The sequence below is a fragment of the Cobetia sp. 2AS genome, assembly GCF_029846355.1.
GTDB classification, from domain to species: Bacteria; Pseudomonadota; Gammaproteobacteria; order Pseudomonadales; family Halomonadaceae; genus Cobetia; species Cobetia amphilecti.
The window spans coordinates 1-25,774 of record NZ_JARWKQ010000010.1 but is presented as its reverse complement, the minus strand read 5'-3'; the positions used below and the strand labels follow the sequence as shown (position 1 = coordinate 25,774).

At 64.3% G+C, this 25,774-nt stretch carries 21 protein-coding genes; 16 read left to right on the top strand and 5 right to left on the bottom strand.

From position 1 onward, the window contains the following. The first annotated feature begins 169 nt into the window (after positions 1–169). From minC to sbcB, 4 genes are all read left to right on the top strand, one after another. Positions 170–928: a septum site-determining protein MinC gene (minC, locus tag QD356_RS17445; protein ID WP_107335876.1), complete on the top strand. Its 759-nt coding sequence runs from the start codon at positions 170–172 to the stop codon at positions 926–928. An 82-nt stretch (positions 929–1,010) separates the two neighbouring features. After that, entirely contained in the window at positions 1,011–1,829 is an 819-nt protein-coding gene (minD, locus tag QD356_RS17440; protein ID WP_054557277.1) for a septum site-determining protein MinD, read from the top strand. Continuing rightward, a complete protein-coding gene (gene minE, locus QD356_RS17435; protein WP_043336475.1) occupies positions 1,826–2,086 on the top strand; it encodes a cell division topological specificity factor MinE in 261 nt (86 codons plus the stop codon). Before minD ends, minE begins: the two co-directional genes overlap by 4 nt. A gap of 166 nt (positions 2,087–2,252) precedes the next feature. Further along, positions 2,253–3,728, top strand: coding sequence for an exodeoxyribonuclease I (gene sbcB / locus QD356_RS17430; RefSeq protein ID WP_192839483.1), 1,476 nt, complete (start codon positions 2,253–2,255; stop codon positions 3,726–3,728). Between the two features lie 164 nt (positions 3,729–3,892). Here sbcB and QD356_RS17425 read toward each other — a convergent pair whose 3' ends face one another. Both QD356_RS17425 and QD356_RS17420 read right to left on the bottom strand, forming a co-directional pair. Then, a complete protein-coding gene (locus QD356_RS17425) occupies positions 3,893–6,877 on the bottom strand; it encodes an insulinase family protein (protein WP_192839484.1) in 2,985 nt (994 codons plus the stop codon). A 140-nt stretch (positions 6,878–7,017) separates the two neighbouring features. Next, a complete protein-coding gene (locus tag QD356_RS17420; protein ID WP_279878444.1) occupies positions 7,018–7,728 on the bottom strand; it encodes an SOS response-associated peptidase family protein in 711 nt (236 codons plus the stop codon). A 295-nt stretch (positions 7,729–8,023) separates the two neighbouring features. Here QD356_RS17420 and QD356_RS17415 point away from each other — a divergent pair, with 295 nt between their 5' ends. Together QD356_RS17415 and QD356_RS17410 are read left to right on the top strand one after the other, a co-directional pair. Continuing rightward, positions 8,024–8,668, top strand: a complete 645-nt coding sequence (locus QD356_RS17415; RefSeq protein WP_043336466.1) for a TetR-like C-terminal domain-containing protein — start codon at positions 8,024–8,026, stop codon at positions 8,666–8,668. After that, positions 8,665–10,557 carry an MFS transporter gene (locus QD356_RS17410; RefSeq protein WP_192839485.1) on the top strand — a complete coding sequence of 631 codons (1,893 nt, stop codon included), beginning with the start codon at positions 8,665–8,667 and terminating at the stop codon, positions 10,555–10,557. The genes QD356_RS17415 and QD356_RS17410 overlap by 4 nt, the downstream gene beginning before the upstream one ends. A gap of 122 nt (positions 10,558–10,679) precedes the next feature. On the opposite strand, the gene QD356_RS17405 is transcribed toward QD356_RS17410, so the two are convergent. The 3 genes from QD356_RS17405 to ccsA form a co-directional block, all read right to left on the bottom strand. Further along, entirely contained in the window at positions 10,680–11,915 is a 1,236-nt protein-coding gene (locus tag QD356_RS17405) for a multidrug effflux MFS transporter (protein WP_192839486.1), read from the bottom strand. A gap of 318 nt (positions 11,916–12,233) precedes the next feature. After that, the gene (locus QD356_RS17400; protein ID WP_043336457.1) at positions 12,234–13,511 is read right to left on the bottom strand and encodes an HlyC/CorC family transporter; all 1,278 of its coding nucleotides are present in this window, start codon (positions 13,509–13,511) and stop codon (positions 12,234–12,236) included. A gap of 99 nt (positions 13,512–13,610) precedes the next feature. Beyond that, complete coding sequence (gene ccsA / locus QD356_RS17395) at positions 13,611–14,408, bottom strand: cytochrome c biogenesis protein CcsA (RefSeq protein WP_043336454.1); 798 nt, start codon at positions 14,406–14,408, stop codon at positions 13,611–13,613. Positions 14,409–14,792: 384 nt separating this feature from the next. On the opposite strand from ccsA, the gene ffh reads away from it, so the two are divergent. The 10 genes from ffh (at position 14,793) to QD356_RS17345 (ending at position 25,556) form a co-directional block, all read left to right on the top strand. Continuing rightward, positions 14,793–16,229: a signal recognition particle protein gene (ffh, locus tag QD356_RS17390; protein WP_054557273.1), complete on the top strand. Its 1,437-nt coding sequence runs from the start codon at positions 14,793–14,795 to the stop codon at positions 16,227–16,229. 223 nt (positions 16,230–16,452) lie between these two features. Next, positions 16,453–16,704: a 30S ribosomal protein S16 gene (gene rpsP, locus QD356_RS17385; protein ID WP_043336448.1), complete on the top strand. Its 252-nt coding sequence runs from the start codon at positions 16,453–16,455 to the stop codon at positions 16,702–16,704. A gap of 7 nt (positions 16,705–16,711) precedes the next feature. After that, the gene (rimM, locus tag QD356_RS17380) at positions 16,712–17,278 is read left to right on the top strand and encodes a ribosome maturation factor RimM (RefSeq protein ID WP_082388946.1); all 567 of its coding nucleotides are present in this window, start codon (positions 16,712–16,714) and stop codon (positions 17,276–17,278) included. A 25-nt stretch (positions 17,279–17,303) separates the two neighbouring features. Next, positions 17,304–18,056: a tRNA (guanosine(37)-N1)-methyltransferase TrmD gene (gene trmD, locus QD356_RS17375; RefSeq protein WP_043336440.1), complete on the top strand. Its 753-nt coding sequence runs from the start codon at positions 17,304–17,306 to the stop codon at positions 18,054–18,056. Between the two features lie 196 nt (positions 18,057–18,252). Next, positions 18,253–18,609, top strand: coding sequence for a 50S ribosomal protein L19 (gene rplS, locus QD356_RS17370; protein WP_043336437.1), 357 nt, complete (start codon positions 18,253–18,255; stop codon positions 18,607–18,609). Between the two features lie 270 nt (positions 18,610–18,879). Then, entirely contained in the window at positions 18,880–19,785 is a 906-nt protein-coding gene (xerD, locus tag QD356_RS17365) for a site-specific tyrosine recombinase XerD (RefSeq protein WP_192839491.1), read from the top strand. A 39-nt stretch (positions 19,786–19,824) separates the two neighbouring features. Then, positions 19,825–20,595, top strand: coding sequence for a DsbC family protein (locus QD356_RS17360; protein WP_043336436.1), 771 nt, complete (start codon positions 19,825–19,827; stop codon positions 20,593–20,595). Between the two features lie 172 nt (positions 20,596–20,767). Then, positions 20,768–22,084 (top strand): homoserine dehydrogenase, encoded by a 1,317-nt coding sequence (locus tag QD356_RS17355; RefSeq protein ID WP_153636631.1) that lies wholly within the window; start codon positions 20,768–20,770, stop codon positions 22,082–22,084. A 115-nt stretch (positions 22,085–22,199) separates the two neighbouring features. Then, positions 22,200–23,591, top strand: coding sequence for a threonine synthase (gene thrC / locus QD356_RS17350; RefSeq protein ID WP_192839487.1), 1,392 nt, complete (start codon positions 22,200–22,202; stop codon positions 23,589–23,591). A 159-nt stretch (positions 23,592–23,750) separates the two neighbouring features. Next, positions 23,751–25,556, top strand: coding sequence for a DHHA1 domain-containing protein (locus QD356_RS17345; protein ID WP_192839492.1), 1,806 nt, complete (start codon positions 23,751–23,753; stop codon positions 25,554–25,556). Positions 25,557–25,774 lie beyond the last annotated feature (218 nt).

Genomic DNA, 25,774 nt, shown 5'->3' with positions numbered 1-25,774 from the left:
ATTCATGCTCGGCGCCTATCAAGCAGTCGCTGTGCCGTGTGCGACGGCGAGCTATGTTATTCAGGTGGCCTTTCCATTCGAGGGTCGCCTTGAGGATGCCGTGAACAGCACGTGCATCATCAAGAGTGTCGGAGGGCTTCGACACTCCTTACGCAACCGGAGTCAGGTCATGAGTCTCAGTACGGACAGGGCCCCTCAGGCCTTCACCTTCAAGGGCGGCATGCTGCCGATGACGGTCATGGAGCTGGTCAGCGGTGATCCGGAGCAGATCCGTGCTCAGCTGGCCAGCAAGCTCAGCCAGTCGCCGGCCTTCTTTCAACATACGCCGGTGGTGCTGAGCGTCGAGAAGCTCGACGAGCCGCATCTGGCGCTGGAGCGCATCTGTGCCGTCTGCCGTGGCCACAAGCTGCTGCCGGTCGCGGTGCGTGGCGGTGGAGACCCGGTGCGTCAGTCCGCCTGGGCGTTGGGGCTGGGGTGGTTCCCGCCGCAGGAGAATCGCGGGCGTTCCCTCGAGTCCGTGCCGCCGGTGGCCGCTGAACCGGTCGCCGAACCTGCCGAGACGGTCGCGGACAGCGCGGCCGAGAAAGCGGAGCCAGCCCACGCCAGCAAGGTGTATCGCGGCACGGTGCGCTCTGGCCAGCAGGTCAGCGCACCGGAGGGCGATCTGGTCATCATCGGCGCGGTGAATGCCGGCGCCGAGATCCTGGCCGCCGGCAGTGTGCACATCTATGGCGCTCTGCGTGGCCGCGCGCTGGCGGGGATCCATGGCGATCGCAACGCCAGCATCTATTGCAAGGAACTGCACGCCGAGCTGCTCTCGGTGGCCGGAACCTACAAGCGGCTCGATGACATCGACAATCGCCTGCTGGGTGCCAATGTCGAAGTCGTGCTTGAACACGACCAACTCTGTATCGCACGACTCGGCTGACCCCAGCACTGTGTTCTGAACGATATCCAATATTTACAGGTGATCCTCGCTCGGCGAGGGACTCTCAGCAAGGAAGATACCTTTGGCCAAGATTATCGTAGTGACGTCAGGCAAGGGCGGAGTCGGCAAGACGACCAGCGCCGCCGCCATTGCCACCGGACTGGCTTTGCGCGGCAACAAGACCGTAGTGATCGATTTCGATGTGGGCCTGCGTAACCTGGACCTGATCATGGGCTGCGAGCGCCGTGTGGTCTATGACCTGGTCAACGTCATCCAGGGCGAAGCCAATCTCAAGCAGGCCCTGATCCGCGACAAGCGCATCGACAACCTGCACATCCTTCCGGCCTCCCAGACCCGTGACAAGGACGCGCTGACGCTGGAAGGCGTCGAGAAGGTGCTCGACGCGCTGCGCGAGGAGTTCGATTACGTCATCTGTGACTCGCCGGCCGGTATCGAGCGCGGTGCCCAGCTGGCGATGTACTTCGCTGACGAGGCCGTGGTGGTGACCAATCCGGAAGTCAGCTCGGTACGTGACTCCGACCGCATCATCGGCCTGCTGTCTTCCAAGACGCGTCGCGCCGAGAATGGCGACACCCCGGTGCGTGAACACCTGCTGATCACCCGTTACCATCCGGCGCGCGTCACCGGCGGTGACATGCTCAACCTGACCGATATCCAGGAAATCCTGTCGATCCCGCTGATTGGCCTGATTCCGGAATCCGACGCCGTGCTGCGCGCGTCCAACCAGGGTGTGCCGGTCACGCATGACCAGAAGAGCGATGCCGGCCAGGCGTACGTGGATTGCGTGTCCCGCCTGTTGGGCGAGGAAGTGCAGCTGCGTTTCCATGAAGTCGAGAAGCGCGGTCTGCTGGCCAGAATGTTTGGAGGGGGGCGCAAGTGAAATTACTGGATTTTCTGAAGCGAGAGCGCAAGAAGACCGCCAATGTCGCCAAGGAGCGGCTGCAGATCATCGTCGCGCACCAGCGTAGCCAGCGTGACCAGCCGGATTACATGCCGATGCTGGAGCGTGAGCTGCTCGAGGTGATTCGCAAGTATGTGCAGGTCGACCAGGATGCCATCAACATCTCGCTGGACCGCGAAGACGACTGCTCGGTGCTGGAACTCAACGTCACTCTGCCGCGCCCCGGCGAGGCCTGAGTTCGCGGGGCGTCGGGTACTTGCCACCTGAGGCGTTGCCGAGCGGGCACCGCCTGCGACGTCCCGAGCCAGCCCATGCCCATTGCCTGCCAGAGCACCGTGCCAGCCTTGCTGGAGACGGTGCTCTGGCACGTTCATTTTTCGACCGCCCGCGTGGAGACATCCTGTGGCAGAGCCCACCTTCCTGTGGCACGACTACGAGACCTTCGGCGCCGACCCGCGCCGTGATCGTCCTTCGCAGTTCGCGGCCATCCGTACCGATGCTGACTTCAATGAGATCGGCGAGCCGCTGACCCTCTATTGCAAGCCGGCCGATGACTTCCTGCCCCAGCCGATGGCGTGTCTGATCACCGGCATCACCCCGCAGCAGGCCGAGCGTCGCGGCATTCCCGAGGCCGAGTTCGCCGGGCGCATCAATGACGAGATGAGCGTGCCGGGGACCTGCACGCTGGGCTACAACAGCCTGCGCTTCGATGATGAAGTCAGCCGTCATCTGTTCTACCGCAACTTCCTCGACCCCTACGGGCGTGAGTGGCAGAACGGCAATTCACGCTGGGACCTGATCGATGTCGTGCGCGCCTTCCATGCCCTGCGCCCGGAAGGTATCGAATGGCCCAAACGAGAAGATGGTGCGCCCAGCTTCCGTCTGGAGCACCTGACGGCGGCCAATGGCATCGAGCACGCCGGCGCGCATGACGCGCTGGTGGACGTGCGCGCCACCATCGCGCTGGCACGTCTGCTCAAGTCGCGCAATGCGCGCCTGTTCGATTATCTGCTCAAGCTGCGCAACAAGCGCCATGTCGCCAGCCTGCTGGATATCGGTGCACGCAAGCCGATGCTGCACATCTCGCGTCGCTATCCGGCCTCGCGGGCCTGTGGCGCGCTGGTGGTGCCGCTGGCGGAGCATCCTTCGAATGCCAATGGCGTGATCGTCTATGACCTCTCGGTAGACCCGGCACCGTTGATGGAGCTGTCACCGGAAGAGATACGTGCCCGTGTCTTCGCCAGTGCCGATGACCTCGCGGAAGGCGAGGAGCGGATTCCGCTCAAGGTCATCCACCTCAACAAGAGTCCGGTGCTGCTGCCGGCCAATGCGCTCAAGGATGTGTCCGGGCCGCATGAGGGCGAGTACGGCGAGATCGCCGCGCGCTTCAAGATCGACCCGGCCCAGTGTCGCGTGCACTGGAAGTGGCTGAAGGACAACGCCGGTGTCGGCGTGAAGGTGGCGCAGGTATTCGCCGAGGCGCCGCCGGCCGGCCCGGCTGATCCGGACCTGATGCTCTATTCCGGTGGCTTCTTCTCGCCCGCGGACCGCAAGGAGATGGAGCGTGTGCGCGCCACCCATCCCGAGGCGCTGGATGATACGCCGTTCGCCTTCCAGGATGGTCGGCTCGAGGAGATGCTGTTCCGCTATCGCGCGCGCAGCTACGGCTACACGCTCAACTCCGTCGAGCGCGAACGCTGGGAGCAGTGGCGCTGGGAGCGCATGAACGATGAGCAGGTCGCGAGCCTGACCGTGAAGGGCTTCGTCAGCGAGATCCAGCGGCTGGCCCAGAGCGAACAGGACCCGGACCGCGTGCAGATTCTCGAAGAACTGGCGATGTACGTGGAAGGCATCATGCCGCCGCAGGCCTTCGGCTGATGACGGGCTAGCCGGTCCGCTGTGCTTGCCGGCAAGGCATGAATGAACAAGACCCCGACGCGGTTATTGAACTGCACCGCGTCGGGGTCTTGTCGTTTCAGGCGCCCGTCCGGTGAGGGCCGGCGCCTTGTTTGCCCGTCAAGCCGCTGGCGGGCCGTCGAGACTCAATGCTGAGCATTGCCGCTGGCCTCGGCTGAGGGTGCCGCCAGGGTCGCGCCTGTCTCGGCGCGCGGCGCCTCGGGCAGCGGCGGCAGGTCCAGTTCCGTGAGGCGCTGGTCGAAGTCGCTGGGCGTGCCGGGATCGAAGGCCAGTTCCAGCGCGCTGGAGGCATTCAGCTGCTGCCAGATGGCGCGGATATCCTGCGCGCTGACCTGCTCGACGGCCGCGACCAGTTGCTGGCGGCGGTCAAAGCCTGTCCAGCCGAAGCTCAGCTCGCTCCAGTTGCGCGCTGCCAGCTCGGACAGCTTGCGGGGCTTCTGGGTCAGGCTGTCGACGACGGCGTCGCGGTAGCTGGCAAGCGCCGCCTCATCCAGTGACTGTACGCGGTTGTCGAAGCGGGTGAGGAAGGCATCCATGCGCGAAAACAGCGTCTTGCTGTCCTTGGACGGCGACTGCACCAGCAGGCTCAGCCCCGGCGCATCGAGCATGGGCGAATAGCGTGCGGAGACGATATAGCCGAGTTGCTCCTCGGTGCGCAGCTGGCTGTAGAAGGGCGCTTCGAGCAGCTGACCCAGCACCGCGATGCGGGCCTGGGACTGCAGCGTACGGTCCTTGCCCTGCAGGTAGCGCAGGGCACCGGAATCGCCGCGTGTGCTGTCCGGGCGCAGTACCGTGTGCTGGGTGACCTGACGCACTTCCAGGTCTGGCACCGCCTCGCGCGTGATGCGCGGCGCAAGCCCGTTGATCACCAGCTGGCCGGTCTCGCGGGCCTGGTCGGCGGTCAGATTGCCGGTCACCATCGCCTGCACGTGCAGCTTGGCAAGGAAGCGCTTGCGGAAGCTGTCCAGTGATTGGGCGTCGATCTTGTCCAGGGCCGCCAGTTGTTGCTCGGCGGTGCTCGGCAGGCCGACCAGCGTTTCACTGAGGCTGCGGCCCAGGCGCGTGTAGAGCGGTGCCTGAACGCGATTCTGCAGGCTGCGACGCAGGCGTTGAGTGATGCGCTCCAGGGTGGCGGGGGCCATCTCGCCATTCACCAGCTGGTCGAGCACTTCGCGCATTTCCGGCTGCTGACCATCACGCCAGCCACTGAACTGCAGGGTGATGCCACGCCCATGGGCATAGACCAGCGCATCCTGCCCTGCCAGACGTGCCGGATACAGACGCGCGTTGAGGCTGTCATTCAGCCACGCCGCCAGCACCTGACTCATGGCCTGGTCATCCACCGAGCGACTGACGTCGGGATTGAGCAGACCGAAGCGCCATTCGGCCTTCGGCACGCCGAAGCTTGCATCGCCCTGATACCAGAGCTCCGCACCGGGCTCATCGATCAACTGGCTCGGCTTGGCGTCGGGCAGGTCGAGTACGCGGAAGCCCTTGGCCAGATAGGGGTTGGGACTGGGCAGCGCCAGCTGGCTGGCCAGGGTGTCGCCGCCAGCGGTCTGAGCAGCGGCATCCGCCGTCAGACGCGTCAGGGTGTAGGGCGCCTTGAACCACTCGCCCTGTTGATCTCCCTCCACCTGCGGGCCGGAGTAGACCTCCAGCAGGTTGTCGGGTGTCAGGCGAGCGAGGGTGTCCTCGATCAGGTCCGGATCGAAGTCCTGCATCAGGTAGGGCGCCGCAAGCACGTCCTCGATCGGATAGCGCGTCATCATCATCGCCAGATTGCTGGCCAGATTGACCGGCGAGCTGCGCTGCTGGAAGCGGAAGCTCTGCTCGCCCAGCTGCGCCTGTTCGCTATAGCGCCAGTCGTTGATGCCCTCATCACGGATCAGCGCCAGGTAGTCGAACAGCGCGGCACGGATCTCCGCCTGATGCTGCGCGCCCTCCGGGGTCAGGCTGATGTCGACGCTGAGCAGGGCATGCTCGCCATCACTGAGGCCACCGCCGGCCGAGAGGCCATCTGCCCAGCCCTTGTCCTTGAGCACTGCCAGCAGACTGCCTTCGCCCTCATGACCGATCAGGTTGGCCAGGTAGCTGACCGGCTGTGAGCGGTAGTGGGCAATCGGGTCGTCGATGGGGAACATGAACGACAGCTTGCGCTCCTGCTTGAGCGCCTTGACCTCAAGGCGTGCCGGCAGCTCGTCACCGCTGGCCAGGGGCGTGGTGATCTCGGGGCGCGACAGCCCGCGGTCGGGCACATCACTGAAGTTGTCACGGGCCAGCTGCTCGAGCGTTTCCAGCGACTGCGGCCCGACCAGTGACAGGCGCATCACGTTGGCGCCGTAGTGAGCCTGATAGAAGTCGACCAGGCGCTGGCGCAGGCTGCCGGCCTCGGTGTCCTTGAGAGTCTCGAGGCTGCCGACACTGAAGCGGTTGAAGGGGTGTTCCGGGTTGAGGGCCGCTTCGACAGCCTCGTAGATGCGCCGGCCATCGTCCTGCAGGCGTGCCTGATACTCGGAATTGACCGCATGGCGCTCGCGGTCCACGTAGTCGGCATTGAACTGCGGGGCGACGAAGAAGCGCGCAAAGCGCGGCAGTGCCTCATCGAAGGCATCCGGGTCGATGTCGAAGAAGTAGTTGGTGTCCTGGCTGGCGGTGAAGGCGTTGTGCTGGCCGCCATGCTTGGTGATGAAGTCCTGGTAGGCATCCGGCTTCGGATAGCGATCGGTGCCGAGGAACAGCATGTGCTCCAGGAAGTGCGCCAGCCCCGGGACATCGTCGGGGTCCTGGGCGCTGCCGACTTCGACATCGACGGCGGCGGCGGCCTTGTCGGCCTTGGCATCACTGACCAGCAGGACCCTGAGGCCGTTGTCGAGGGTCAGGCTGCGATAGAGTCGCTGGTCGTTCTCGCTCTTGATGACGGGGCTGGCCTGCTCGGCCCTGGCGGGCGCCGTGCTTGAGGCTGAGTTGGCGGCCGGCGCGAGGGACGACGCGGGCGCGGAAGCCGGGCGGGTATCGGCATGGCTGATGGCCGGCGCCAGACCACTCATGACGATGGCGGCAATGGCCGTGCCCAGTGCAAGAGGGCGAAATCCTGAAGGCAGTGACATCTTCTCTCCTGATTCACGCCACCGCTGCTCGGGCTGGTGGCGCTGACTCGGTGATGGTTCTCATTGGGCGAACATGCGCGCGAGGCGGTAGAGCGATGCAGTGCCGCCATCCTCGATACGTGCCGTCGGCGCAGGCGGATTCAGGTCAGCATCGGGCCGGTGGGGTGCGCGACGCTCCACTCCTGATGCTCGGGGTCGTTGACGAGACGTGCGACCGGGAAGGCGGCCAGGCTGGCATTCGGGGTCAGCATATTGCGTACCGTCTCCAGCGGCGTCTCGGCATTCAGCCAGTCGCGTACCTGATGCGGCGCGATCACGGCGGGCATGCGATCGGTCAGGCGTGACGTGACCCCGGCACACTCGACACTGATCAACGCGAAGCTGTCGCGACCCTCGGGGGGCAGCCCCTCCATCAGGGGAGCGCTGAAGTGGCGCGTCCACAGGGCGGCCAGCAACAGCGGGGCACGGGTCGGGTGCGTGACCAGAAACGGCTGCTTCATGCGCGGTTGTTCCTTCCACACATAGACACCGCCGACGGGGATCAGTGCCCGCTGGCTGATGAACGACTCGCGGAACATGCGTCGCGTTTCCAGCGACTCTGCACGTGCCACGTGCGGGGCGTGGTCCATGATCTCCAGCCAGCTGGGTGTCAGGCCCCAGAGTGCCGGCACCAGGCGCAGGCGGGGGCCTTCCATGCGCAGCATCGAGGCGGGCATGCGCGGGGCGCGATTGGCGCTGACCAGCAGTTCGCTGCGCAACTGGCGTTCGAGCGCGGGAGTCGCCAGCGACCCGAACAGTTCGTCGGGGGGCAGGTCAGCGGGGTAGGGGGGGATGTACAGACGACCGGCCACGAGAATCCTTTGAGGCGATGAGGCGAAGGGAACATGCAGCGGCAGCTGCTGCCTGAGATGGGGTGTGGATCGCGCTGCACGCCACGGATGCCAGCATGCCACACCTTGGTGGTGCTTGCGTTTGTGCTCAGTCTCGATATGCTGGACGGAAACACTGTTCGATTCAATGACCGATACGGGGTGCTCCAAGAGATGACCGCAAGGCGTCGCAACCCTTTGCCCACCCGTGCTGTCCGAACACACACCGCGTCAGATTCGCTACGCGGTAACGCATCTCAAGCATCAGAGGAATTCGATGGCCCGTCCACGTCAGCATGCACCGGAAGCGCTGCATGCGCGGGTAATGGAGACCTGCGATGAATGGCTCAAAGAGCAGCCCGTTCACGCCCTGTCTCTGCGCAACCTGGCTCGCGAAGTCGGTTGTGCGCCCAGCACCCTGCTCAAGCTCTATGGCAGCTTCGGCAACCTGCTCCAGCACGTCAATCTGGCGACGCTGGACAGGCTGCGCGATGCGATAGCCGGACAGGAGACGCCGAGTCCTTCGGAGCGCCTCAAGGCACTGGCGCGCGCCTACTGGGGCTTCGCCCAGCGCGACCCTTACCGCTGGCAGCTGCTGTTCGACTTTCCGCTCGCGCAGGAAGGGGAGCTGGACCAGCGTCAGAACGCGATGATCGAAGGGCTGTTCGAGCGTGTGGAGGGGGCCTTGGTCGAGTACGCCCCACGCGTCGAGTCCGTCGAGGCCAAGCGCATGGCGCGCACGCTGTGGGGTAGCGTGCACGGTCTGGTGCAGCTGGGCATGAACGAGCGTCTGGGACTCTGGCAGGGGCAGCCACTGGAAGTGACGGAGCTGCTCGATCAGTTGCTGGACACCATGTTGGCGGGGCTCAAGGTACGCAGCGAGGCTGCGTGTGCGGGGGATGCCACGGAAGCTGGCAAATGAGTCGAGAACTGCTCCGGCGACCCCGTTTTGCGCCCTTCTTCTGGACCCAGGCCCTCGGGGCCTTCAATGACAATCTGTTCAAGAACGCCTTGCTGCTGCTGATGACCTTCGTGGTCATCGAGCAGCGGGGCTGGGACACCGGCATCGTCAACAACCTGGCGGCCGGTCTGTTCATCCTGCCTTTTCTGCTGTTCTCCGCCTGGGGCGGCCTGTTGGCTGATCGCCTCGACAAGCAGCGCCTGATCGTGCGACTCAAGTGGCTGGAGCTGGCCACCATGAGCGTGGCGGCCGGCGCCTTGATCTTCGAAGCCTGGGAGTTGCTGCTGGCGCTGCTGTTCATGATGGGCACCCAGTCGGCGCTCTTCGGCCCGGTCAAGTACGCCATCCTGCCCCAGCACCTCAAGCCGGATGAGCTGGTCAGCGGCAATGCCTGGGTCGAGCTGGGCACCTTCCTCGCCATCCTGATCGGTACCCTTGCCGCCGCGGCCTTGATGGCACTGGGCGGCGAGCTGGCACGCTGGGCGCTCTCCGCGTCGCTGGTCTCCCTGTCCCTTCTGGGCGTGATGGCGGCCGGCAAGATTCCGCCGGCCCCCTCCGCTTCGCCCGGCCCCGTGCCGTGGCGTCCGCTTTCCGGCAGCATCGCGGTGATGCGTGAAGGGCTGAGCAACCGCCGGCTACGCTGGGCGCTGCTGGGCATCAGTGCCTTCTGGTTCCTCGGCGCCAGCTATCTGACGCAGTTGCCGGCCTATGCGCGCGATATCGTGCATGGGGCCGAAGGGGCGACCTCTGCCTTGTTGGCGGCCTTCGCCATCGGTATCGGGCTGGGGTCGCTGGCCTGTGAGCGTGTCTCGCGCGGGCGTCTCGAGACGGGGCTGGTGCCCTTCGGCGCGCTGATCATCTTCGCTGGCGGGCTGGATCTTGCCCTGCGCCCGGCACTGGCCGAGGCGCAGATGGCCACGCCCTTGATCGAGCTGCTGGGCATCGCCGGTTTCTGGCGCATGTGGCTGGATCTCGGTGTCATCGGCTTCGGCGGCGGTCTCTATATCGTGCCGCTGTACACCCTGCTGCAGATCCGCAGTCCTGAAGATCACCGCGCGCGCATGATCGCGGCCAACAACGTGCTCAATGCCCTGCTGATGGTGCTGTCGGCCGGTGCCGGCATTCTGGTGCTGGGCGTGATGGGGCGCGATATTCCGGACTTCCTGCTGCTGCTGTCCCTGATCAGCGGGCTGATCGCGGTGGTCTGCATGCTGCGTGACCCGCGGCCCTTCCTGCGCCTCAATATCTTCATCCTCATCCATCTGATGTATCGCCTGCACCTCAAGGGGCGCTGGCGGATACCGGCGGAAGGGGCGGCGCTGGTGGTGTGCAATCACGTCAGCTTCATGGATGCGCTGATTCTGGGCGGGGCCAGTCCGCGCCCGCTGCGTTTCCTGATGGATGCCGAGATCTATCATTCGCCGTGGCTGAAGTGGTTCTTCCGCATCGCCGGGGCGATTCCGGTGGATTCCTCACGCAAGGACCCGGCAGGGGTGCGCCGCTCGCTGGAGGAAGTTGGCAAGGCGCTGCGCGAGGGAGAGGTGGTGATGATCTTCCCCGAGGGCAAGCTGACGCGTGACGGTGAGGTCGGGCGCTTCCGGCGCGGGCTGGAGTTGATTCTGGCGCGTGACCCGGTGCCGGTGATTCCGATGGCACTGGGTGGCCTGTGGGGCTCCTGGTTCTCCCACGGCGGCGGGCCTGCCTTCGCCAAGTTTCCGCGGCGCCTGCGCGGGCGGGTAGAGCTGTGCGTCGGGCGTACCTTCGACCCAGTCGGCACCAAGGCGGTGGAGCTCGAAGAGGCGGTGCGTGACCTGCATCGCAAGGCGACACGCCTGGCGCGCTCCCGCTAGCCGCTCACTTTTTTCAGCGCTGCATGAAAATGCCGCCCATGCCGACACGATCGTCAGGCAGGGGCGGCATTTCACGTTCTGGCGACCAGCGGATGGCTACTGGCGTCGAGCGCGGTGTCGCGTCAGTCGCTGGACTGCTCGGAGGGAGCGGTGTGGCGCGTGACCCAGAAGCCGAAGCCGCCGATGGCCCAGGCGCCCAGCATGACCAGCGGCACCGCCAGTATGTCGTCGCCGCTCAGCCACAGGCTGGCCAGGGCGCCATAGAGGCCGCCGCCGAGATACAGCACCGTGCCGGAGATGGCATTGGCGGCACCATGGCCACGTGTGAACAGCGACTGGTAGTCGGCCATTACGTTGGGTGTGATCATGCCGCCGGCGCCCAGCACGAACAGGATGCCCGGAATCAGGGTGGCGACCTGGACGTTGTCGGTGATGACCAGCGAGATCAGCCAGGTGATGCCGATCCCCTGCATGCACAGCGCCACCTGAACCAGCTTGCGCGTGCGCAGATGCTTGAGGCCGAAGTGGTTGAGACGGTTGCCGATCAGCATTGCGCCGACATTGGCGCCGAAGGCCAGCGCGAACTCACCGGAATTCAGCCCCAGCACGCCCTGATAGAGATAGCTCGCGTTGGTCAGGAAGGTGAACATGATGCCGGGGCCGCACAGCAGCAGCATCAGGTGCCCGGGGACGCCGCGCGTGGTCAGTACCGTGCGATAGCTGGCCAATGCGCCGCGCAGGCTGAGCGGTGAACGCTCGCTGGCAGGCAGGGTCTCCGGCAGCCATTGGCGAATGGCGACTCCGGCGATCACGCCATAGACGGCCAGGCCGATGAAGACCATCTGCCAGGTGCTCAGTGCCAGGATGAGGGCGCCGAGGCTGGGGGCGACCAGCGGGGCTGCCATCAGCACCATCATGACGTTGGTCATCAGGCGTGCGGCGTCCTTGCCGGTCGCGACATCGCGCACCACGGTGCGAGAGACGCCGCCGGTCATGCCGGTCGCGATCCCCTGCAGGACACGGAAGACCATCAGCCATTCCAGGCTATGCGTCATGGCGCAGCCGAGGCTCGCGATCAAGAACAGCACGATGCCGCCCAGCGCGATCGGGCGACGGCCCAGGCTGTCCGACAGCGGGCCACCACTCAGCTGACCGAAGGCGTAGCCGGCCAGAAAGAAGGTGATGGTCAGGCCGAGACGGGAGTGATCGACACCGAATTCCGCGGCCATGGCGGGGATGGCGGGCAGGAAGGCATCCATCGATAGCGGGGCGAGCGCCACCATCAGGGCCAGCAGCACGGTGAAGTGAGGTTGTCGATGCAGGGCGGGGGTCGCCGTTGGGGCGGAAGCTGAAGTCATGAGGGCCATTCGAAGGTTGTGGGGCATTGCAGGGGGAGCGGTGAGTCAGCCTGCTCTGGCGCAGGTCCGTGACGTCTGGCGCTGGCGGGCAGCGCGAACGCGCACAGCATAGCGTGGGTTCGGGCCGCTTGCGTGTCGTGGTCTGCAACACCGTATTGCAGCTGGATCTTGCACCTGAGCAGCTGCGTCCGAGCACCTGCAAATGAGCACCTGCAAATGAGCACCTGGGCGAGTTGGCGTGCCCCAGACGCGACAGGCCCGCCAATTGGCGGGCCTGTCGTCGAGAGTGCCGTGCTGCGTGGCAATACGGGTGGCGCGTCAGCTGCGCGTGGTGCGAGCCGCCTGCCAGCAGCGTGCCGAGGTGATCTGGTTGTCCTTCACCTGCTGGATCTCGATGCGCGTGGTGCCGATGGCGAGACTGGCCGGGGCATCCGGGAAGGATTCCAGATGTTCCAGAATCAGGCCGTTGAGCGTCTTGGGGCCGTCAGTCGGCAGCTGCCAGCCGATGGCCTTGTTGATCTCGCGGATGTTGGCGGTGCCTTCGATCACGTAGCTGCCGTTGTCCTGCGGGTGGATCTCCTGATGCGTACCGGCGACATCGGTGGTGAACTCGCCGACGATCTCCTCGAGGATGTCCTCCAGCGTCGCCAGCCCCTGCACATCGCCATACTCGTCGACCACGATGCCGATGCGGCGCTTCTGCTTCTGGAAGTTTAGCAGCTGGGTATGCAGCGGCGTGGATTCCGGGATGAAGTAGGGCTCGCGGGCTTCCTGGATGATGGAGGCCTTGGTGACCTCGTCCAGCGACAGGAAACGCGCCGCGTTGCGCAGGTGCAGGATGCCGATGATGTTGTTGATGTCGCCCTTGTAGACCGGCACCCGCGTATGCTGACTGGCGCGGATATGGCTGAGGATGATGTCGAGGTCATCGTCCAGGTCGATGCCGAAGATTTCCTGACGCGGCACCATGATGTCATCGACGGTGACGTTCTCGAGATCGAGAATCGACAGCAGCATGCCCTGGTGGCGACGCGGGATCATGCTGCCGGCTTCGTGGACCACGGTGCGCAGCTCGTCACGGGTCAGGCTGTCGGCGCCGCCGCTGACATCGCGCACGCCGAACAGGCGCAGCAGGCCATTGGAGATGCCATTGACCAGCCAGACCAGCGGGTAGAGCAGCTTGAGCAGGGGTTCCAGCACCAGCGAGGCCGGATAGGCGATGCGCTCCGGGTTCACGGCGGCCATGGTCTTGGGCGTCACTTCGGCAAAGATCAGCACCACGATGGTCAGCACGGCGGTCGAGACGGCCGGGCCCGAGACATCACCGAAGTAATGGATCGCGATGATGGTCGCCAGCGAGGCGGCCAGGTTGTTGACGAAGTTGTTGCCGATCAGGATGACGCCGATCAGGCGGTCCGGACGGGAAAGCAGGCGGGTAACACGCTTGGCGCCGCGCTCACCGCCCTTGGCGCGGTGACTGAGACGGTAGCGGTTGATCGACATCATGCCGGTCTCGGAACTCGAGAAGAAGGCAGACAGGATGATCAGGATGACCAGTAGGCCGAACAGCAGCCCCAACGGGGTGTCGTCGCTCAAGAGTGAAGGGTCCTCGGTGGCGGATTTAGGCGCATGATACTGACACGCTCGCTGCAATGCATCAGGCGCAGCGAGCGATCTCTGTCGGGGTGGCAGGGCTTAGTGGGAAAATACCACTTGCAGCACGAACTTGGTGCCGAAGAAGGCCAGCGCCAGTACCAGGCAGCCGCCCAGTGTCCAGCGGGCGGCACGCTGGCCGCGCCAGCCCAGCACGTGATGCCCGAACAGCAGCACGGCGAAGATGATCCAGGCGCCGAGGCTGAGCACCGTCTTGTGAGCCAGATGCTGGGCGAACATGTTGTCCAGATAGATGGTGCCGCTGATGATCGACACGCTGAGCAGGATCATGCCGGCCCAGATCAGCTCGAACAGCGCGCGTTCCATGCTGGTCAGTGCCGGCAGCACCTGGACGATGCCGCGGGTATGGCGCTTCTTGAGCGCGTGCTGTTGCAGCGACAGCAGTCCGGCCTGCATGGCCGCGATGCTGAAGAAGGCCAGTGCCGCCACCGAGGTGAAGATGTGGGCGACCAGACCGGGGGAGAGCGGGTTCTCGGTGGTGGCGCTCGGCAGGTTCATCACGCCGAGCACACAGGCGGCAGCGACCGGGAACAGCGCCGCGCCCCCGGCGATCACCGGCTTGAACAGGCTGGCGATGACCAGCAGCAGGCAGATGGCCCAGCTGACAAGCGAAGCGCTCTCGAACAGTCCGAGGTGCAGCGCGCCACCGTGGTTGAGCGTGACCCAGACGATGACGGCATGGCAGGCGACGGCGATCAGCGCCAGACTGCGCACCAGACGCGTGCGTGCCGGGACGCGGCGTGTCAGGGTAAGGCCCTGCCAGAGGCCGGCGCCGAGATAGAAGATGATGGCCAGAAAGGCAAAAGGCAGAGCCTGCATGTGCTGTTGTCCAGGTGCCGGAGGGTAGCGGGAGATCAGGCCTCGCATGAGGCACTGTCTATCTGCAGAGACTATACCGAATGCGCCGCCGGGATTGCATCCACTCGCGGTGTCCTGTCGCGTGCTCTCGCGGGCGATGAGGCCTGCGCGGCGACAGACTCCGCATTGCATGACGATTGTCGGCGCTGCTTCCTTCATGCATGTCATCGCCAGGATGGCGACTTGCAAGTCTTGCATGCATGGAGACACGGCCGCCCTGTGCGTATAATGCGCGACAGGATAACCATTCACGCGCTGGGGCGTCATGCCGTGCGCCGGTCACGAGGTGGCTTACGCCCTCGTCCCCGCAGCGCGGACCCCAGACGTCCCTAGCCGGAGAGGCCCATGTTTCAAAGTTTGAGTGATCGCCTGTCGCATACGCTGAAGTCGATTACCGGCCAGGCCAAGCTGACGGAAGACAACATCAAGGACACCCTGCGCGAAGTGCGCAAGGCGTTGCTTGAAGCCGATGTCGCGCTGCCGGTGGTCAAGGCCTTCATCGAGCGAGTGCGCGAACGCGCCGTCGGTCAGGAAGTGTCCAAGAGCCTGTCGCCGGGCCAGCAGTTCGTCAAGATCGTCCAGCAGGAGCTGGAAGCGATCATGGGCGAAGCCAATGAAGGTCTGACGCTCAAGGGCAGTCCGGCCGTCATTCTGATGGCAGGCCTGCAGGGTGCGGGCAAGACGACCACCGTCGCCAAGCTGGCACGCTACCTGCGCGAGCGCGAGAAGAAGAAGGTGCTGGTGGTCTCGGCCGACGTCTATCGTCCGGCCGCCATCGACCAGCTGGAAACGCTGGCCAAGGAAGTCGGGGTCGATTTCTTCCCCTCCGACTCCTCCCAGCAGCCGGTGGCCATCGCCGAAGCGGCGATGAAGCACGCGCGTATCCAGTTCCACGACGTGGTGCTGGTCGATACCGCTGGTCGCCTGCATGTCGATGCCGACATGATGGACGAGATCGCTGCCCTGCACCGCAGCGTCAATCCCGACGAGACGCTGTTCGTCGTCGATGCGATGACAGGTCAGGATGCCGCCAACACCGCCAAGGCCTTCCATGAAGCCTTGCCGCTGACCGGTGTCGTGCTGACCAAGGCCGACGGTGATGCGCGTGGCGGTGCGGCCCTGTCCGTGCGTCACATCACCGGCAAGCCGATCAAGTTCATGGGCATGGGGGAGAAGGTCGACGCCCTCGAACCCTTCCACCCGGACCGTATCGCCTCGCGCATCCTCGGCATGGGCGACATGTTGTCGCTGATCGAGGAAGCCGAGCGCACCGTCGACAAGAGCAAGGCCGAGCAGCTGGCCAGCAAGGTCAAGAAAGGCGAAGGCTTCGATCTCGAGGACTTCCGTGACCAGCTCCAGCAGCTCAAGAACATGGGTGGCATGGGCAGCCTGATGTCCAAGCTGCCGGGCATGGGTCAGCTGGCGGAAGTCGCCCAGAGCCAGGCCAGCGAGAAGGAGCTGGGCAAGCTCGAGGCGATGATCAACTCCATGACGCCCAAGGAACGCCGCAACCCCGACCTCATCAACGGGTCGCGCAAGCGCCGCATCTGCATGGGTTCCGGTACCCAGGTGCCGGACCTCAACCGTCTGCTCAAGCAGCACAAGCAGATGGCCAAGATGATGAAGAAGGCCGGCAAGAAAGGTGGCATGCAGAAGATGATGCGTGGCATGTCCGGCATGATGGGCGGTGGCGGTGGTCCTGGCGGCCCCGGCGGTATGGGTGGCATGGGCGGTATGGGTGGCCCCGGCGGCATGGGCGGCGGACGCTTCCCGCGTCGCTGATTGCTGACCCGATGCCCGATGCAGCGCTGATGAGACATGGGCGCTGACACCATGAATTGCGCTCCGTGGCACGTCCCGTGCCACGGAGCGTGTGTATGGCCTTGGAAAAAGGTTTCCAAGGCTTGCCAATTTCCGTAGAATGTCGCCTCTTCGTGTGGACCCTCCATGCGAAGACGAGTTCTGTGGCACGATTTTCACTTCAACACGAAGGACAGATTACGCAATGGTTACCATTCGTCTGGCACGTGGTGGCGCCAAGAAGCGTCCCTTCTACCACCTCGCTGTGGCTGATTCCCGCACAGCCCGTGATGGCCGCTTCATCGAGCGCGTCGGCTTCTTCAACCCGGTCGCTCGCGGCCAGGAAGAGCGTCTGCGCGTCGATCTCGAGCGCGTCGCTCACTGGCAGCAGCAGGGCGCACAGGTCTCTGACCGTGTCGCTCAGCTGATCAAGGAAGCTGGCAAGCAGCAGGCTTGATTCCAGGATGCCAACTCAACCGAACAACCCGCAGCCGACCGCAGCGTCATCGCATGACGATGATGTCGTGGTAATGGGGAAGCTTACCAGCCCCTATGGCGTCAAAGGCTGGCTCAAGGTGTATTCCTACACCAGCCCGATTGACGGCATCTTCGATTACGCTGGCTGGATGCTGAAGCTGGACGGGAAGCAGATTCCCGCCCGCCTCGCTCAGGCACGTCGCCATGGCAAGGGCCTGGTGGCACAGCTCGAAGGTATCGACAGTCGCGAAGCAGCACAGGAGCTGGCCGGGGCGGAGATTCTCCTGCCCAAGCAGCACCTGCCGCAGCTGGAAGTCGGTGAGTACTACTGGCATCAACTGGAAGGTCTCGAGGTGGTAACGCTGGATGGCCAGCGCCTCGGGAAAGTGAGCACCCTGATGGAAACCGGTGCCAACGACGTTCTGGTGATAAAGCCGAACGACGACAGCATCGATGAGAAGGAACGGCTCGTGCCGTACCTTCCCGATCAGGTGGTTCGCGATGTGGATCTCACCACTGGGCGCATGAGCGTCGACTGGGATCCCGAATTCTGATGTTAAGCACAGAGAGCTGACGCCTGTGTGGATTGGTGTAGTGAGCCTGTTTCCGGAAATGTTCACGGCGATTACCGCCAGTGGCGTGACCGGCCGAGCGGTCGACAAGGGCCTGCTCGAGGTCGATTTCTGGAATCCTCGCGACTATGCCACCGACAGGCACCGTACGGTCGATGATCGTCCCTACGGCGGTGGTCCCGGCATGTTGATGAAGGTCGAGACCCTGCGTGGCGCCATTCGTGACGCCCGCGCCGCTGGCGGTGACAACGCTCGTGTGATCTATCTCTCCCCGCAAGGCCGCAAGCTGGATCAGGCCGGTGCCCGCGAACTGGCGACGCAAGAGCGTCTGATCGTGGTGGCCGGACGCTACGAAGGCATTGATGAGCGCGTGGTGGAGGAGGAGATCGACGAGGAGTGGTCGATCGGCGATTACGTCCTGTCTGGCGGGGAACTGCCGGCCATGGTCCTGATCGATACGGTGGCACGCCTGGTGCCGGGCGTACTCGGGCATGAAGCCAGCGCGGAGGAGGATTCCTTCACCGATGGCCTGCTCGATTGTCCGCACTATACCCGCCCTGAAGTCATCGACGGCAAGCGGGTGCCGGATGTTCTGCTCAGTGGCAATCATGCCCTGATCAAGCGCTGGCGGTTGCAGCAGTCTCTGGGACGTACCTGGCTCAGGCGTCCGGATTTGCTGGAGAGTCGCACGTTGACTCGTGAGGAGCGCAAGCTGCTCGACGAGTTCATCGCGCAGCACGCCCGGAAAGGCAAGGCCTGACCGCTGCGAACCGAAGGTTCGCTGTCAGGAGAAGGCCGCCACCGTGGCGGAGGTGCGGCACGGCCCGGAGTCATCTTGCGGGAGTTCCGTGGCGCGTCACACACAAGGTCGATCCCCGTGTTCAAGGCCGTTTGCGGTGCCGGGGTCATGACGAACATCAATCCCAGGATTGATGCTAACGAATTTGGAGCTAGCGATGAGCAGCAAGAATAAACTGATCCAGGCGATCGAAAACGAGCAGATGGCCAAGGAAATCCCGGCCTTTGCACCGGGCGACACCATCGTCGTCCAGGTCAAGGTCGTCGAAGGTACTCGCGAGCGTCTGCAGGCCTTCGAAGGCGTGGTGATCGGCAAGCGTAACCGCGGTCTGAACTCCGCCTTCACCGTCCGCAAGATCTCCCACGGTGTGGGCGTCGAGCGTACCTTCCAGACTTACAGCCCGCAGGTTGCCGCTATCGACGTCAAGCGTCGTGGTGACGTCCGTCAGGCCAAGCTGTACTACCTCCGTGAGCGTAGCGGCAAGTCTGCACGCATCAAGGAAAAGCTGGGCTAAGCGCTCCGCATTCCCTGACTGCAGAACTCGGCAGTACTGCGGGGGAGCGAATTGCCACTTGCTCCTCCGCCATATGAAGACCCCGCCATGCATCGCATGGCGGGGGCTTCGTGTTTGTGCACCTGGGAAATCCGCTGTGACTTGCAGCGGGTTCATTTCATCGTCAGGGCATCACGGTAGAATCGAGGCTCACGCAGGCCAGGTGCCGCGGAACATGACGGCCACGGCGAGCGCGGATGACGCGTCATTCAGGACGGGGAAGCGGGAATGATGGACGACGATGCGTTGGTCGAGGCCTTTCTCGATACGTTGTGGCTAGAGCGGGGTGCCAGTGACAATACGCTCGGCGCCTATCGCAGTGATCTCACGGCCTGGCGGCGCTGGTTGGCCGATCAGGCGGAGACGGGCGCTGACACGGTGCCGTTGCTGAGCGTGGCACCGCAGCAGGTGCAGGCCTTCTGTGACTCGCGACGTGAGTCGCATGCGCTGCGCTCCACGGCGCGTCTGCTGTCGGCATTGCGGCGCTTCTATCGCTGGGCGCTGGCCGAAGGCATGATCGAGGCGGACCCGCTGCATGAGGTGCGCCTGCCGCGCGTGATTCCCAGCCTGCCGGGCACGCTGGATGAGGAAGAGGTCGAGCGCCTGCTGGAGGCGCCGGATCTCGACACGCCCATCGGGCTGCGCGACCGCACCATGCTCGAAGTGCTCTATGGAGCGGGGCTGCGCATCAGCGAGCTGGTCAACCTGAGTGTCGATGCGCTCAATCTGCGCCAGGGCGTCGTGCGTGTCACCGGCAAGGGCGATCGTGAGCGGCTGGTGCCGCTGGGCGAGGAGGCCTGTGACTGGTTGTCACGCTGGCTGTCCGTTGGCCGACCTGCGATGATGGCCGACCAGACGCGTCCGGCACTGTTTCCCGGCCGACACGACAAGGCCATGACGCGACAGACCTTCTGGCATCGCATCCGTCGTCACGCCGTGACTGCGGCCATCAGCAAGCCTCTGTCACCGCATACGCTGCGCCATGCCTTCGCCACGCACCTGCTCAATCACGGTGCCAACCTGCGTGTCGTGCAGCTGTTGCTGGGACATCGCGATCTTTCCACGACCCAGATCTATACCCATGTGGCCCAGGCGCGTCTGGAGCGTCTGCATGCCGAACATCATCCGCGTGGCTGAGTGTCCTTCCCTCTGCGCGCGGACGCCAAGGAGTGTTTGATGAGCAAGTCTTTCCGTCGTCCGCAGGCCCTGTCCCGTGCGATCCGCCTCCTGAGCGCCGGCGCCATGCTGACGCTTGTGGCGCCATTGGCCCAGGCTGATGCGCTGGATGATCTGCGCGACAAGCTCGTCGTCAATGGCCAGCCGCTGCCGGTCGAATCACTGGCCTCAAGCCCCATCGACGGCCTCTATGAGGTGCGCCTGACCAGTGGCGAGAGCTTCTTTACCGATATCGACGGCAAGCATCTGATCGTGGGTGAGATGTACCGCAACGATGGCGACAAGGGGCTGGTCAATCTCAGCGAGCAGAAGGCTAATGGCGAGCGCCTCGAGCTGCTGGCCGAGGTCAGTGAAGATGATATGGTCATCTTCCGCCCGGCGGGTGAGGTCAAGGCGGTGATCAGTGTCTTCACCGATACCACCTGCCCGTATTGCCGCAAGCTGCACCAGGAAGTGCCGGAACTCAATGCACGTGGCATCGAAGTGCGCTATCTGGCCTTCCCGCGCGGTGGCATGCGCTCGCAGGGGGCGCGTGAGCTGGCGCAGGTGTGGTGTGCGGACAACCCCACCGAGGCGATGAACCAGATCAAGAATGAAGGCGAAGTGCCCAAGCAGGCGGCCAGCTGCGATGCACCGGTGCAAAGCCAGTATCAGCTGGGCACGCGCATGGGAGTGCAGGGCACCCCGGCCATCGTGATGCCGGATGGCCAGATGGTGCCGGGCTACCTGCCCGTGGAGCGTCTTGCCAGCATGCTGGGCATCGATGACTGAATCACAGGCGACAAGACTGCGCGTTGACAGGGCGTCCTGCCTTGCTACCGTGGTCACGACAGACGTACGTGCACGATGTCTGGATAATAGACCGACGTGAGATCGGCAAGGCCGTCGCTGACAGTGGCGCGGCCCTCAAGGCTGGATACCGTAACAAGAGAGGAAAGCGACGTTGAAACCGGTGAAAGTAGGAATCTGTGGTCTAGGGACCGTAGGCGGCGGCACTTATAACGTGCTGATTCGCAATGCCGATGAGATTGCGCGTCGTGCTGGACGCCCGATCATCGTCGAACAGGTCGGCGCACGACGCGACAATCCTGACTGCGATATCACCGGCGTCAGCCGCACGCATGACATCTTCGAGGTCGCGCGCAATCCCGAGGTCGACGTGCTGGTCGAGCTGATCGGCGGCTACGATGTCGCCTATCAGCTGGTGATGGAAGCCATCGCCAACGGCAAGCATGTCGTGACCGCCAACAAGGCGCTGATCGCCGTCCACGGTAACGAGATCTTCCGTGCCGCGGCCGAGAAGGGCGTGATGGTGGCCTTCGAAGCCGCAGTGGCCGGTGGCATTCCCGTCATCAAGTCGCTGCGTGAAGGCCTGGGTGCCAACCGCATCCAGTGGCTGGCCGGCATCATCAACGGCACCGGCAACTTCATCCTCAGCGCGATGCGTGATGAAGGTCGCAGCTTCGAGGACGTGCTGGCCGAGGCGCAGGCGCTGGGCTATGCCGAAGCCGATCCGACCTTCGATGTCGAAGGCATCGATGCCGCGCACAAGCTGACCATCCTGGCCTCGATCGCCTTCGGCGTGCCGCTGCAGTTCGACAAGGCCTACACCGAAGGCATCTCGCGCATCACGGCCGAGGACATCGAGCAGGCCGATAACCTGGGCTATATCATCAAGCATCTGGGCATCACCCGCGCCACGGCCAAGGGTCTCGAGCTGCGCGTGCATCCGACGCTGATTCCCAAGGAGCGCCTGCTGGCCAACGTGCATGGCGTCAAGAATGCCATCGAGGTGATGGGCGACGCTGTCGGCCCGACCCTTTACTACGGTGCCGGCGCCGGTGCCGAGCCGACGGCCTCTGCCGTGGTCGCGGACCTGCTCGACGTGGCGCGCGATATCGCCACCGACCACCGCTACCGTGTGCCGTATCTGGCCTTCGCCGAGATCAATCAGCACGGCGACACCCTGCCGATCCTGCCGATGGAAGAGATCGAGACGGCCTGCTATCTGCGTCTGCACGCAGTGGACCGCCCGGGCGTGTTGGCGCGTGTCGCGTCGATTCTCTCCGAGCAGGGTATCTCCATCGAGGCGATCATCCAGAAGGAAGCCACCGAAGGGGAGCTGGTGCCGATCATTCTGCTCACGCACCGTGCGCGCGAACTGCACATGAACGAAGCGATTCGTCAGCTGGAAGCGCTGGTGGATGTCGCCGGTTCCGTGGTGCGCATTCGTGTCGAGGATCTCGACGACAACGCCTGATCGCGGGCAAACGGGGTGGGACTATCGACGGTGATGGCACCGCCCCGCTGGGCAGCCGGCGCAGGCCGGAAGAGCAAGAATCATAACGGTGGCAAGAGCCACGGGAAGACACGACATGCGTTATATCTCCACGCGCGGCCAGGCGCCGGCGCTCGGTTTTGAAGATGTGGTTCTCACGGGGCTTGCCAGCGATGGCGGCCTGTACGTGCCGGAAACCCTGCCGCAGTTCAGCGCCGAAGAGCTGACGGCGATGGCCGGTGAGTCCTACGCGGAAATCGCCTTCCGTGTCATGAAGCCCTTCGTCGATGGCGCCATCAATGACGAGACCTTCCGTGACATCGTGCGCGAGACCTACGCGACCTTCAGTCACGATGCCGTCGTGCCGCTCAATCAGCTCGACAGCAACCATTACCTGCTGGAGCTGTTCCACGGGCCGACACTGGCCTTCAAGGATGTCGCGCTGCAGCTGCTGGGTCGCCTGCTGGATCACTTCCTCGCCAAGCGCGGCGAGCGTGCGGTGATCATGGGGGCGACCTCCGGCGATACCGGTTCTGCCGCCATCGAGGGCTGCCGTGCCTGCGATCATGTGGATATCTTCATTCTGCATCCGCACAACCGTGTCTCCGAAGTGCAGCGTCGCCAGATGACCTCCGTGCTGGCGCCCAACGTCTTCAACATCGCCATCGAAGGCAACTTCGATGATGCCCAGGCGATGGTGAAGGCCAGCTTCGCCGATCAGGACTTCCTGAACGGCACGCGTCTGGTCGCGGTCAACTCGATCAACTGGGCGCGCATCATGGCCCAGACCGTCTACTACGTGGCCGCCGGTGTGGCGCTGGGCGCTCCGGCGCGTCAGGTCAGCTTCACGGTGCCGTCGGCCAACTTCGGCAACATCTTTGCCGGCTATCTGGCCTCGCGCATGGGGCTGCCGGTGCGCCAGCTGGTGATCGCCACCAACGCCAACGACATCCTGCATCGCACCATCTCCTCCAATGACTTCTCGCGTCAGGAGCTGAAGGCGACGCTGGCACCGTCGATGGATATCGTGGTGTCCTCCAACTTCGAACGTCTGCTGTTCGAAGCCTATGGCCGCGATGGTCAGGCGATCCGTGAGCTGCTCGAGCACTTCTCGCGGGAACCGGCAGCGCTGGCGGATGCTCCGTTGGCGAAGTTGCGAGAGCTGTTCTCCAGCCACAGTGTCGATGACGAGACGATCCTCGAGGTCATCCGTGAGGCGCACCATCGCACCGGCGAGATTCTCGATCCGCATACGGCAACCGGCTATCGTGCGGCTGAGGTCTGCCGTACCGATAGCGCGACGCCGATGATCACGCTGGCGACGGCGCATCCGGCCAAGTTTGCCGAAGCCGTGGCGCGTGCCGGCTTTGCTGGCGTCGATCTGCCGCCGCATCTGCATGACCTGCTGGAGCGCGAGGAGCGTTACAGCGTACTGCCGGCGGAGTTGGCGGCAGTGCAGGACTTCGTGCGCGAGAATCGCCGCGGGTGATTGCAACAACTGCCGGTTGGCCCGTTCGGGGTGATCGGCAGTCATCTTTTCATGGCCGTCATGTCTGCAGTTCGCTGCCGAGATGACGGCCATGTCGTTTGTCAGGAGCTCTCCATGTCTGTCACTTCCCCCGTGTCGCCCCCATTCTCGCAAGATTCCATGAGCCGTCCGGACGAGCGCACGCTTGCGGCCAGCATTGCGCGGGTCATTCAGCCGCGCGTGCGTGACGAGCGTCTCTATCAACAGGGCATCGCGACCGGGCTCAGCGAATTGCAGGCACGTGTGCTGGCAGGGCGCCTGACGCTGGAGAGCTGCAAGGCTCCCCTGGAGGCGCTGGTCACGCCGGCGCTCCGGCATATCGAGCATCCCGAACGGCTGGCCGATGGCCGACGCGCGGCAGAGCGCATCGCGCGCGCCGTCGCCGAGGGGGAGCATATCGGCATCCTCACGGACTATGACGTGGACGGTATCACCTCGCATGTGGTGATGCTGCGCACGCTGACCGAGCTGTTCGATGTGCCCTACGACCGCGTGCACAGTCTGATCGGCCATCGCATCCATGATGGTTATGGCATCAGTCTGCCGCTGGTCGAGCGCATCATGACGCTGTCACCGCGCCCGTCTCTGATCGTGACCGCGGACTGCGGCTCCAGTGATGAGGCGCGTCTGGCGTTGCTCAAGGAGGCGGGGATAGAGGTGGTGGTGACGGATCACCATGCGTTGCCTCAGGAAGGGCCGCCGGCTTCCGCCTACGCGACCGTCAATCCGACACGAGATGACTGCGCCTATCCCGATGCGACCATTGCCGGCTGCATGGTCGCCTGGCTGACCATGTCATTGACCCGTAACGTCTTGATCGAACAGGGCAGGTTGCCGAGCGATGCCCCCAAGCTGTCGCCGTGGCTGTCGTATGTGGCGCTGGGGACGGTGGCGGACTGTGTGTCGCTGGGGGGCAGTGCGATCAATCGCGCGGTGGTCAATCTCGGCCTCACGTTGATCAACCGCATGCAGGAACCCTGCTGGCGCGCGATGGCAGAGCGGCTCGGGGCGGATAGCGTGCCCTTCAATGCCGAGACGCTGGCCTTCCAGATGGGGCCGCGTATCAATGCCCGCTCGCGTCTGGATGACCCGTACGCCGCGCTGCATTTCATGTTGGCGCGGGAAGATGACGCGGCGCAGCGTGCACTGGAGGTGCTCGATCAGGACAACCAGTCCCGCAAGGCGATCGAAGCCGAGATGGTCGAGTCGGCGCGTGCCCTGGCGCTCACCTCCTTGCGGGAAGGGCATCAGGTGATCGTGGTCCATCTGGAGGATGGTCATCCCGGGGTGCAGGGCATTGTCGCTTCGCGCCTGGTGCAGCAGTTCGGGCGACCGACCGTCGTGCTGACGCCAGCCGCGGTGCCCGGCATGTTGACGGGCTCCGGGCGCTCCATCGAAGGATTGCACCTGCGGGATGCGCTGCAGCGTGCTCATGATCTCGCGCCGCAGTGCCTGCCGCGCTTCGGTGGGCATCGCGGCGCCGCCGGGGTGGGCTTGCCGCTGACGGAAAAGGATACCTTCACTCGTGCCCTGCAACAGGCAGCCGCGGAGCAGTTGGGGGAGAGGGCGCTCAATCCCTTGATTCTCAGCGATGGTGAACTGGTGGAAGGGCAGTTGAGTCTGGAGACGTTGGATGAGCTCGAGCGTCTGGCGCCCTTCGGGCGTGAGTTCGAGGCGCCTCTCTTCGAGGGCAGCTTCCTGGTCGAGAGCCTCAGGCCGGTAGGCGCCGATGGCACGCACCTGTCTTTGGAACTCTCGCACGGGCGTACGCGCCTCAAGGCGATCTGGTTCCGTGCGCTGTCACCGGGGGAATCACCGGCATTCGGCGTGGGGGCCTCGCTGAAGTGTGCTTACAAGTTGTCGCGCAATCGCTGGCGGGGGAGAGAGTCACTGCAGTTGATGCTGGAGCACGCAGTGCCTGCATGAGCTTGTTTGAATTGATAGGGATATCTGGCCAAAAAGCCCTTGCCATCAAGCCGATTCCTGCGTAAAGTACGCATCCGCTGCTGGGGACGCATGGCGTTACCAGCGGTGAAAGAGGTTTGCAGGTGATTGTTTTGCTTGATATTTTTGAAGTCCGCTTCGAATTCATCGATTGACAATCCCGGGCGATTCGCTAGAATACGCCGCACTCCTTACGGAAC

Coding starts and splice junctions, on each gene's coding strand:
- rimM (WP_082388946.1), top strand. CDS start 16,712: ATGCCAACTCAACCGAACAACCCGCAGCCGACCGCAGCGTCATCGCAT.
- QD356_RS17360 (WP_043336436.1), top strand. CDS start 19,825: ATGAGCAAGTCTTTCCGTCGTCCGCAGGCCCTGTCCCGTGCGATCCGC.
- thrC (WP_192839487.1), top strand. CDS start 22,200: ATGCGTTATATCTCCACGCGCGGCCAGGCGCCGGCGCTCGGTTTTGAA.
- QD356_RS17345 (WP_192839492.1), top strand. CDS start 23,751: ATGAGCCGTCCGGACGAGCGCACGCTTGCGGCCAGCATTGCGCGGGTC.
- QD356_RS17410 (WP_192839485.1), top strand. CDS start 8,665: ATGAGTCGAGAACTGCTCCGGCGACCCCGTTTTGCGCCCTTCTTCTGG.
- xerD (WP_192839491.1), top strand. CDS start 18,880: ATGGACGACGATGCGTTGGTCGAGGCCTTTCTCGATACGTTGTGGCTA.
- ffh (WP_054557273.1), top strand. CDS start 14,793: ATGTTTCAAAGTTTGAGTGATCGCCTGTCGCATACGCTGAAGTCGATT.
- rplS (WP_043336437.1), top strand. CDS start 18,253: ATGAGCAGCAAGAATAAACTGATCCAGGCGATCGAAAACGAGCAGATG.
- QD356_RS17405 (WP_192839486.1), bottom strand. CDS start 11,915: ATGACTTCAGCTTCCGCCCCAACGGCGACCCCCGCCCTGCATCGACAA.
- QD356_RS17425 (WP_192839484.1), bottom strand. CDS start 6,877: ATGTCACTGCCTTCAGGATTTCGCCCTCTTGCACTGGGCACGGCCATT.
- QD356_RS17415 (WP_043336466.1), top strand. CDS start 8,024: ATGGCCCGTCCACGTCAGCATGCACCGGAAGCGCTGCATGCGCGGGTA.
- rpsP (WP_043336448.1), top strand. CDS start 16,453: ATGGTTACCATTCGTCTGGCACGTGGTGGCGCCAAGAAGCGTCCCTTC.
- minC (WP_107335876.1), top strand. CDS start 170: ATGAGTCTCAGTACGGACAGGGCCCCTCAGGCCTTCACCTTCAAGGGC.
- ccsA (WP_043336454.1), bottom strand. CDS start 14,408: ATGCAGGCTCTGCCTTTTGCCTTTCTGGCCATCATCTTCTATCTCGGC.